Genomic DNA, 6,843 nt, shown 5'->3' with positions numbered 1-6,843 from the left:
ACCGCGAACGGCGTCCCCTTCTCAGAACGGCTGGCAAGGATCATGACCCGCGAGCTGCCAAGCGCCGCTTCCAGATTCGGCGAATGCAGGGCCTGAGCGTGCTTTTCGTCGCCGGCCGAGAACGATGTCGTCGGCGGAGGTGAGCTTGCGGTCGGCGCCGCGACCTCGCGAAGTGAGCCGTAGTCCCAGGCCACGATTCGCCTGGGCGCGACCCGGTAGGTGGACCGGCCTACCGGCTCGGCCGTCCCCCGGACAGTCAGCGAGCGCAGCCGGAACCACTGTGGACCGTCGTCGGCGATCACCACGACGTTGCGACCGGCCAGATCCGGGCTCCCCTCCGGCACCCGTGCGATGCGGGGTGACGACGCGGGATCGACGGGCTGTTCGAGGGTCACGGTCACCGGCACGACGACAAGTTCGTCGTCGCCGAAAGCGGCCAACGCCGCGCGCGGAGGGGAGACCGCCAAGTCCGCCACCACGCTCGCGTCGACATCGCGGGTTATCACCAGCGGCGCCCTCCCGGCAGGTCAGGACAGCGACTTCACACCAGCGGTCGCACGACCGATTCTGTCATCCGGCCGGCAGGATGTTCTGGTTGATGTGGAACACATTGCCCGGATCGTATTGCGCCTTGACCTCGCTGAGGCGCTGGTAATTCGGACCGTACGTCGCGCGGACCCGGTCCTGTCCCTCGTCCATCATAAAGTTGACGTAGGCACCGCCGGCCGAGTACGGGTGGGTGGCGTTCCAGTAGTCCTTGGTCCAGCGCTTCAACGCCTCCGCGTTGGCCGGGTCGGGATCGACCCCCGCGATGACCTGTGAGAAGTTCACGTCCCGGTACGCCCACGCGGTGTCGGTCTGGCCGACCCGATGGACCGCGCCGTCGATCGGGTACAGGTGCATGGTGGAGTGCATCGTGGGCAGCTCCTCGTTGAAGCGGGCATGGGCTTCCACCGCGGCGTCGGGCACCGTGCGGATGAAGTCTCCACGCCAATACCACTGCAGCCCTTTGGGATACAGGGCGTCAAAGGTGGAATTCAATGCGGGATACGGGGCCGCCGCGAGGCCCTCGAAGGCCGGCTGCATCTGGCGGACGGGCGCGAACACCTCGTCGGCCCGGGCGGGATCGCCGGTGTAGCACCAGACCACGGCGCACGCCTTGTGCAGGTGGAACGCCTCGGGGAACGGCGGCGCCGGCGGGACGGTCATGCTCGCGAAGAAGCCGTAGAGATCCTCGTCCTGGGCGGGCAGGAAGTCCCGGTACCAGTTGAGGATGTCGGCGGTGGCCGACGACGGCCACGCCGTCGGACCGCAGATCACGGTGTGCACGGGGTGCAGCCGGAACGTGAACGAGGTGACCACACCGAAGTTTCCGCCGCCCCCGCGCAGCGCCCAGAACAGGTCGGGGTGCTCCGATTCGGACGCGGTCACCACGCGGCCGTCGGCCAGCACGACCTCGGCCTCCAGCAGGTTGTCGATGGTCAGGCCGTACTTGCGGGTCAGGTAGCCGTGGCCGCCGCCCAGGGTCAGCCCGCCGACGCCGGTGCTGGCGATGATGCCGGCCGGCGTCGCCAGGCCGTGCGCATGGGTCGCGCCGTCCACTTGCCCCCAGGTCGCGCCGCCCTGGACGCGGGCGACGCGCCGGTCGGGATCCACGTCTACGCGGTTCATCGGTGACAGGTCGATGACGAGGCCGCCCTCGACGGAACCGAACCCGGGACCGTTGTGGCCGCCCCCGCGGACGGCGACCGTGAGGCTCGACTTGCGGGCGAACTCGAGGGCGCCGGCGATGTCGGTGGCGGACGCGCAGCGCACGATCACCGCCGGCCGCTTGTCGATCATGCCGTTGTGCAGCGCCCGGGCCTCGTCGTAGCCGGGGTCATCGGGGAGAATCACTTCGGCGCCGAGCGTGGCGCGCAGCTCGTCGGTTGCGGTTGTCAGGCTCATGGCCCGCACCTCCTTGTTTGCTCGCGAGTGGTGATGCCGCGACGCTACGAGGCAACGGGGCCGTGCGTCATGACCACAACGGAGCATTTCCGAGGCACTCCACGATAGTCAGATCTGACTATCGACCAGCCAATTCGGCACGATTACGTTGATTCCATGGCGCAGTGGGTGCCGCCGCCGCTTCCGGCAGAACTGGTGGCACGCCGTCGCGGCCCGCTGGTGGGCCGCGACGCGGAACTCGCGGCGTTCGAGCGGGCCTGGGAGCGCGTCGAAGGCGGCGACCGCCAGGCGGTGTTCATCGGCGGTGAACCCGGGGCGGGCAAGACGCGCCTGGCCGCCGAGGTGGCCGGAACGCTGGCCGACCACGGCGTTGCGGTGCTGGTCGGCCGCTCGACGGCCGACGAGGACGTCCCGTACGCACCGTTCGCCGAGGCGCTGGATCGCATGCTGGCCGCCGCCCCGTCCGGTTCGATGGCGGAGCTGCTCGCCGACGCGGGACCGCAGCTGCGGCGGCTGTCCGCGCAGGTGGACCGGCATTTGCCCGCTGCCGAGCCGGCAATGGACGTCGGATCGCCCCGGCAGGCACTCTTCGACGCCCTGACCGGCTTCCTGCGTCGCCTGGCGGTGGACCGCCCGCTGGCGTTGATCCTCGACGACCTGCATTGGGCGCAGCTGCCCACCCTCGCGATGCTCGAACGCGTCCTGATCGGCTGCGCCGATGTCCGCTTGCTGGTGGTGTCCACGTTCCGCACCACCGAACCCGACCGCTCCGACGAGCTGACGACCCGGCTGGCCGAACTGCACCGCTTCGAGGGTGTCCGGCGCCTGGATCTTGCCGGGTTGGACACCGAGGCGATCGCCGAGTTCGTCAGCCGGACCCAGCAGCTGGCCCCCGGCTCGGCGCGCACGGCCGCCGCCCTGCTGCGCGACAAGACCGGGGGCAATCCGTTCTTCCTGACCGAACTGGTCAACGATCTGGAGGTCCGGGGCGGGCTGGCCACATTGGGCGCTCAGCAGACGGTCCCGGCATCCATCGGGGATGCCATTGCCCGCCGCCTTGCCGGACTGGGAGCCGGCGTGCGGGGCGTGATCGAGCAGGCTGCGGTGCTGGGCGAAACGTTTGACCTGCCCGCGCTCGTCGCCGCCAGCGAGACCGACCTGCCCGCGACGCTGGCGGCGGTCGATTCGGCCGAAGCCGTCGGGCTGATCCGGCCGGTTCGCGACTCCGACGGCGACTTCTCCTTCGTGCACGCTCTCACCCGCGAGGCCGTGTTCGGCGGGATGGCGGCGTCGCGGCTGCGGATCATGCACGCCCGGGCCGCCCAAGCGCTCGACGGCCGCGCGGACCCGTCCGTTATTCCCCGCCTGGCAAACCACTACCTGCGGGCGCACGTGCTGGGCTACCACGAGCAGGCGTTGCGGTACGCGCACCAGGCGGCCCGGATGGCCGAACAGAGCCTGGCCTATGAGGACGCTGCGAGGTGGTTCGAGCGGGCGGCGTCGCTGCCCGAGCTGAGCCGCGCGGATCGGGCGCGGCTGGACCTCGATGCGGCCGCAAATCACGTGCGCGCCGGCGATTTCGCCCGCTCGCGGGCGATCTACGAACGCCTCAGCGCGATGGACGACCCGCTGATCCGTCTGGCGGCGGCCGTCGGCTACGAGGAGGCGAATTGGCGTCGCGGGCAGTCCGACTCGACGGCGGCCGACCTGCTGGCGTCGGCGTTGGAATCCTGCGGGTTGACCACCGACGACCTGCGCTACGTCCAGGCGCTCGGCAGTTTTGGGAGAGCGCTGGCCTTCGCGGGGGAGGCGGCGCGAGCGCGCGAGGTCGGCAACAAGGCCATCGACTGCGCGCGGGCCGCCGACGACCCCGCGGTGCTGATGCACACCCTGAAGGCCAGCCTGTGGCACGGGCTCACCCCGGAACTCTGCGAAATCCAGGCGGCGCGTTCGGCCGAGGTCTCCGGCATGGCGTTGGCGCGCCGTAACTACGAGGTGCTGGGGGCCTCCTCGCACTTTCGCGCCATGGTCAGTTATCTGGCAGGCCGGCCCGAGGACCTGGCCGCGTCGACCGCCGACATGCGGCGAGCCGGCGAAGCCATCGGGCAACCGGTCTTCGGCTTCGTCGGCGCCTGCGTCGAACAAGCGCTGGCCTATTTGCGCGGCGACTTCACCGGTGCCGAACGGTGGGCCGACATCGCTTTGCGCACCGGTGATCTGTTCGACGCGGACGACACGAAGGGCTCCAACGGAGTTCAGATGTTCATGATCCAACGCGAAACCGGCGAGCTGAAGAAATTTGCCGAATTCGTCGACGGCAGCGAAACTTTCGCCGGACGCTGGGTCCCGGGCCTGCTTGCGTTGTACACCGAGCTCGGCTGCGAGGCGGGCATGACCCGCGCCCTCAATCATCTGATGAACCGCAAGCTCGGCGACCGCACCAACGAGGCGCAGTGGCCGATGGAACTGGTGTTCATGGTGGAGGCGGCGTTAGAGCTGGGCAACCGCGAAGCGCTCCACGCGCTGCGCCCCTACGTGTCCCGCTACGCGGGCAAGAACCTGGTCGCCGGCCAGTTCGTCGCCCTGTTCGGCAGCGCCGACCGGTATCTCGCCCGGATGGCGGCACTCGACGGGGACACGGTCGCGGCCGAGCGGCATTTCGGCACGGCGCTCGAGATGGACCGGCGGATGGGCTCGGTGGTTCACATCAGCGAGACGCTGGCCCGGCTCGCCTTGTTCGCCGCGTCGCGCAGCGACACCGAGGAAGCGCGGCGCCTGGCCGACGAGGCGCGCGCCCTCGCGGCGCAGATCGGCCAGAACCGGGTCGTCGGCCTGGTGGATTCGGTGCTGAACGGGGGGCCCGTCGGCCCGGACGGCCTGACCGAGCGTGAGGTCGAAGTGCTGCGGCTGCTCGCCGAGGGGTTGAGCAATCGGGCGATCGGCGAACGCCTCTACATCAGCACCAACACGGCCGCCAACCACGTGCGCAACATCCTGATCAAAACGGGCGCGGCGAATCGCACGCAGGCGGCGATGTATGCCGCCGATCACGAGCTGCTCGGCTGAGCGGCCTCAAATATCCGACAACGACCCGTCGGGCATGACGCGGTCACGCACCTCGATGATGACGTCGGCGGGGAGGCCGGCCCGCGCGGCCGCGGTCCGGATGGCCTCGGGCGACGGTGCCTCGTACAGGCAGTAGGTCTTGCGCTTGTCCGCCGACAGAAACGAATACATCCACCGGACGCCCTCGTGGTCGTTGATCCGGTTGATGCCGTCGGCAACCTCGAAGCCGGGTTCCATTTCCTCGGCAAAGTTGCGCTCGACCATGAAGATGGGCACGGCGGACTCCTGTCATCGTCTTGGGTCGAACCTACGCCCTGTAGCACCGACGGGACCCGGCAATTCCTGGCCGACGTCACTCGGCCGCCGCGTCGGCCTCACCGGAGAGCAACGTCTCCAGGCTTTCCCGCAGTTCGCCCAGCCGCCGGGCCCCGAGGACGGCTTCCCAGCGCTTCTCCAAAGCGACTGCGTTGGAACGCATCACGCGCAGCGCCTGCCGCCCGCGCGGCGTCAGCTGAATGATCCGGGCTCGGGCGTCGCCGGGATCGGTCACCCGGGTGACGTAGCCATGCCGCTCCAGGCCGGCTATCCCCTGGGCCACCGCCTGGCGACTCACCCTGAGCCGGTCGGCCAGATCCGATGCGTGCAGGCCGCCGGCCGCCAGCGGCACCAGCGCAACCGCTTGAGCCGGGCGGATCCCGTCGAGCCCGGCGGCGGCGAAGGCCGCTCTCAGATGAGGCGCCCCCGAGACGGCCACCAAGTTCACCAGCGCCGGGACGGTGGGCTTCCACTCGGCGTCCGCAACACGTCGCATGTAGAAAGTGTGCCACTCGGGACGTATTTGACAAGATACTTGTCAAATAGCGGGATCGGTGCCACGATGGATCCATGCGATCGCGCCGCGCTCGAGTATTGGTCGTTTGCCTCGTTTCGGTGTTGGCTGTCGTGCTCGGCGGCTGCGTGGGCGGCGGGCACGCGTTGGGATCGCCCGGCTCCCAATCGATTCCGGTCGGGCAGTCCACCCAGACCATCGACTCGGGTGGGGTCGGCAGGACGTTTCACCTGTACCGGCCGCAGGGATTGCCCGACGCGGCACCGCTGGTGGTGATGCTGCACGGCGGCTTCGGCAACGGTGCGCAGGCCGAGCGGTCCTACAACTGGGACGCCGAGGCGGACAACGGGCACTTCCTGGTCGCCTACCCCGACGGCCTAAACCGCGCCTGGAATGCCGGGACGTGCTGCGGGCAACCGCAGCGCGACAACGTCGACGATGTCGGTTTCATCACCGCGATGGTGGGAGCCATCGAACAGGAGATCCCGATCGATCGCGCGCGCGTCTATGCCACCGGCATGTCGAACGGCGCCATGATGGCGCTTCGACTGGGATGCCAGACCGACACCTTCGCCGGCATCGCCCCCGTGGCCGGCACGCTGCTGACCGACTGCTCCCAGGCGCGACCGACATCGGTGCTGCAGATCCACGGCACTTCCGATGACCGAGTCCCTTACAACGGCGGACCCGGAAAAGCCTTCGCCATCAACGGCAATCCGCGCGTCGACGGTCCCTCGGTGGAGTCGGTCAACGCCACCTGGCGGTCCATCGACGGGTGCGGACCGCCGACCTCGAGCACCGCCGGGAGCGTGACCAACCTGACGGCCGGGTGCCCCGACGGACGCGCCGTGGAGTTGATCTCGGTGGCCGGCGCCGGCCACCAATGGCCCGGCGGCCAGCCCAGCCCGCTTGCCGAGCTCGCGGGGATCCCCGAGCCCTCGACGGCGCTCAACGCCACCGACACCATCTGGCAGTTCTTCGGCCAGCATCACCACTGAGGC

The 6,843-nt window shown here is 69.5% G+C and carries 6 protein-coding genes; 2 read left to right on the top strand and 4 right to left on the bottom strand.

Features of this window, described 5'->3' with window-relative positions:
- Together VMD50_RS13545 and VMD50_RS13540 are read right to left on the bottom strand one after the other, a co-directional pair.
- The coding region (locus tag VMD50_RS13545) for a hypothetical protein (RefSeq protein WP_325428253.1) at positions 1–506 on the bottom strand (506 nt) is incomplete at its 3' end.
- A 64-nt stretch (positions 507–570) separates the two neighbouring features.
- On the bottom strand, positions 571–1,947 hold the full coding sequence (locus VMD50_RS13540; protein ID WP_325428252.1) for an FAD-binding oxidoreductase: 1,377 nt from the start codon (positions 1,945–1,947) through the stop codon (positions 571–573).
- Between the two features lie 156 nt (positions 1,948–2,103).
- Here VMD50_RS13540 and VMD50_RS13535 point away from each other — a divergent pair, with 156 nt between their 5' ends.
- Positions 2,104–5,013 carry a helix-turn-helix transcriptional regulator gene (locus tag VMD50_RS13535; RefSeq protein WP_325428251.1) on the top strand — a complete coding sequence of 970 codons (2,910 nt, stop codon included), beginning with the start codon at positions 2,104–2,106 and terminating at the stop codon, positions 5,011–5,013.
- Between the two features lie 6 nt (positions 5,014–5,019).
- On the opposite strand, the gene VMD50_RS13530 is transcribed toward VMD50_RS13535, so the two are convergent.
- Entirely contained in the window at positions 5,020–5,289 is a 270-nt protein-coding gene (locus VMD50_RS13530; protein ID WP_325428250.1) for a DUF4242 domain-containing protein, read from the bottom strand.
- Positions 5,290–5,365: 76 nt separating this feature from the next.
- Complete coding sequence (locus VMD50_RS13525) at positions 5,366–5,824, bottom strand: MarR family winged helix-turn-helix transcriptional regulator (RefSeq protein WP_325428249.1); 459 nt, start codon at positions 5,822–5,824, stop codon at positions 5,366–5,368.
- A gap of 74 nt (positions 5,825–5,898) precedes the next feature.
- Here VMD50_RS13525 and VMD50_RS13520 point away from each other — a divergent pair, with 74 nt between their 5' ends.
- The gene (locus tag VMD50_RS13520) at positions 5,899–6,840 is read left to right on the top strand and encodes an extracellular catalytic domain type 1 short-chain-length polyhydroxyalkanoate depolymerase (RefSeq protein ID WP_325428248.1); all 942 of its coding nucleotides are present in this window, start codon (positions 5,899–5,901) and stop codon (positions 6,838–6,840) included.
- Positions 6,841–6,843: the final 3 nt, after the last annotated feature.

The organism is Mycobacterium sp. (assembly GCF_035506235.1).
Lineage (GTDB): Bacteria > Actinomycetota > Actinomycetes > Mycobacteriales > Mycobacteriaceae > Mycobacterium.
The sequence above is the reverse complement of the archived record's forward strand: the minus strand, read 5'-3'. Positions and strand labels throughout refer to the sequence as shown.

What these genes read in the sequence shown, in the direction of transcription:
- VMD50_RS13540 (WP_325428252.1), bottom strand. Translation starts at nt 1,947, where the DNA reads ATGAGCCTGACAACCGCAACCGACGAGCTGCGCGCCACGCTCGGCGCC.
- VMD50_RS13535 (WP_325428251.1), top strand. Translation starts at nt 2,104, where the DNA reads ATGGCGCAGTGGGTGCCGCCGCCGCTTCCGGCAGAACTGGTGGCACGC.
- VMD50_RS13525 (WP_325428249.1), bottom strand. Translation starts at nt 5,824, where the DNA reads ATGCGACGTGTTGCGGACGCCGAGTGGAAGCCCACCGTCCCGGCGCTG.
- VMD50_RS13520 (WP_325428248.1), top strand. Translation starts at nt 5,899, where the DNA reads ATGCGATCGCGCCGCGCTCGAGTATTGGTCGTTTGCCTCGTTTCGGTG.